The sequence below is a fragment of the Alphaproteobacteria bacterium GM7ARS4 genome (genome assembly GCA_014332745.1).
In the GTDB taxonomy this organism is placed as follows: domain Bacteria; phylum Pseudomonadota; class Alphaproteobacteria; order GM7ARS4; family GM7ARS4; genus GM7ARS4.
On the sequence record JACONL010000023.1, the window covers coordinates 1 to 2,149 of the forward strand.

Genomic DNA, 2,149 nt, shown 5'->3' on the forward strand with positions numbered 1-2,149 from the left:
CTCGTAGGCGCAACACACCGCCCCATCGTAAAGCCTTGCGACCCCGTACAATTCGTTGCAAGGTTCGCCACACACGCGCTCTCAACAATACGATAGCCTAACCCTTCACACGCGCTCTGACGCTCACAGCCATCTTCCCCAATGCTATAGACATAAGTATCGCCACCACGGTTAGCACAATGGGAGGCGCTCGTAGGCGTGATACAACGCCCCATGGTAAAGCCTTGCGACCCCGTACAATTTGTTGCAAGGTTCGCCACGCACGCATGCGCAACAATGCGATAGCCTAACCCCTCACACGCACTCTGACGCTCACAGCCATCTTCCCCGATGTTATAGACATAGGTATCGCCGCCACGGTTAGCGCAATGGGAGGCACTCGTAGGCGCAACACACCGCCCCATCGTAAAGCCTTGCGACCCCGTACAATTCGTTGCAAGGTTCGCCACGCACGCGCTCTCAACAATACGATAGCCTAACCCCTCACACGCGCTCTGACGCTCACAGCCATCTTCCCCAATGGTATAGACATAGGTATCGCCGCCACGGCTAGCGCAATGGGAGGCGCTCGTAGGCGCAATACACCGACCCATCGTAAAGCCTTGCGACCCCGTACAATTCGTTGCAAGGTTCGCCACACACGCATGCGCAACAATGCGATAGCCTTCATCGGCGCATGCGCTGGACGCGACACACCCCTTGCTTCCATCAAAGGCAAGGACAAAAGCGCCTCGATTGGCGCATTGCTGGGCGTTAGCAGAGTCGACACATACGCCTGACTCAAAACCTTCATTCCCCATACAAGCATCGGCCGTCCTCGCTTGACACGTGTGAGAGACGACCCTATGTCCTTCATCCTCACATGCGCTATGAAACTGACAGGCATTGCCAAACCTGTTAAGCACACGCTGACGCACTTGACAATGGCGCGCCTCCGTTGGCGTGATACATTGACCTCCATGAAAGCCTTGCCGATGGGCACAATCACTCTCAAGAAAGAGAAAACGACCAGCCGCTATTTCATCCGTCCCCACACATAAGAGGACTCGCATGCCATCAAGAAGCATGGACGCCCTACGGGACTTTGGACATGACGACAGGCAATCAAATTCACCCGGTGTCTCATGACGATAAGAGCCTAAATAATTGACATAATGGCCATGGGCGACCAATGTGCATCCCGTGCTCGGTAGTGCTAAAAGAGAGGCATCACCAGTATAGTCGCCTTGTGTCGTCACACCCTGTGTCACATCACTCACAATGATAGAGGTGTTTGTATCCATCTCGTTCCCATATTGCTCGACCGCTCGCTGTTCCACCGTCAGCGCCCCTTCCTGCTGGAGCTCACTTTGTGCTAGGACATGGTCTCCTGAAAAATGCAAGATATTCGCCGACGAAAAGTCAACGCCACCCCGACCACACGCGGACACGACCAACGCTAGACACACCCACCCCGCCAATACACTTCTTCCACGACAAGAGAGACACGCCGCCATCTCTATACCCTCCTTACATCTTATTTCTCGATAGCTTATGGCGTCATAAAAACACACAAGCCTTTTATGAAAAGTGGCAAGAAAGTAAAAAAAGTCTTAAAGTAAACGTACTAGAAGCCTACGACAACAACAGGGAAGAAGAGAGAGGAGGGACATAAGGGGATGATAAATCCCCAAACGCCCCTCTAGAATGCGTCCCTAGAACGCGCCCCTAGAAAGCACCACGTATGCTCATGATGGCAAAGAGCTCATCGGGACGACGAACGCTATGCTGGGGATTGAGGATATAATCCACCATCGCCCGCATGCGCACCCGCTCAGAGAGCATGGCGTCATAGCCAAACCCAAGCTCAAGGGTGCGACCTGATGGCACAACATCAAAACGCTGGAGCAAGACACCATTGCGATGGCGCAAACTGATGTCTAACTTGCCATCCTCAACGCGCATGGGTTGCCCCACACGCAACAGCACGGCATCATCCTCAGCCCACGCATGGCGACGGACAAGACCCACATCAAAAGACGACGTCACCACATCTAAACCCTGTAGGCGACCAATGGTGCGCGTGAGGCGCGTGCGTCCCACATAACCACTGGCAAGGGCATACCAATCTGGCGCAAACTCATGCAAGCCCTGCATACCCATAAAGCCC

The 2,149-nt window shown here is 53.9% G+C and carries 2 protein-coding genes; both read right to left on the reverse strand.

The window, feature by feature from the left end; translation table 11 throughout:
- Positions 1-1,496 (reverse strand): hypothetical protein (locus GDA54_07095; protein MBC6498061.1); only part of this gene is annotated, 1,496 nt, incomplete at its 3' end.
- Between the two features lie 211 nt (positions 1,497-1,707).
- Positions 1,708-2,149, reverse strand: a 442-nt coding sequence (locus tag GDA54_07100; GenBank protein MBC6498062.1) for a hypothetical protein, incomplete at its 5' end; no start/stop codon positions are given.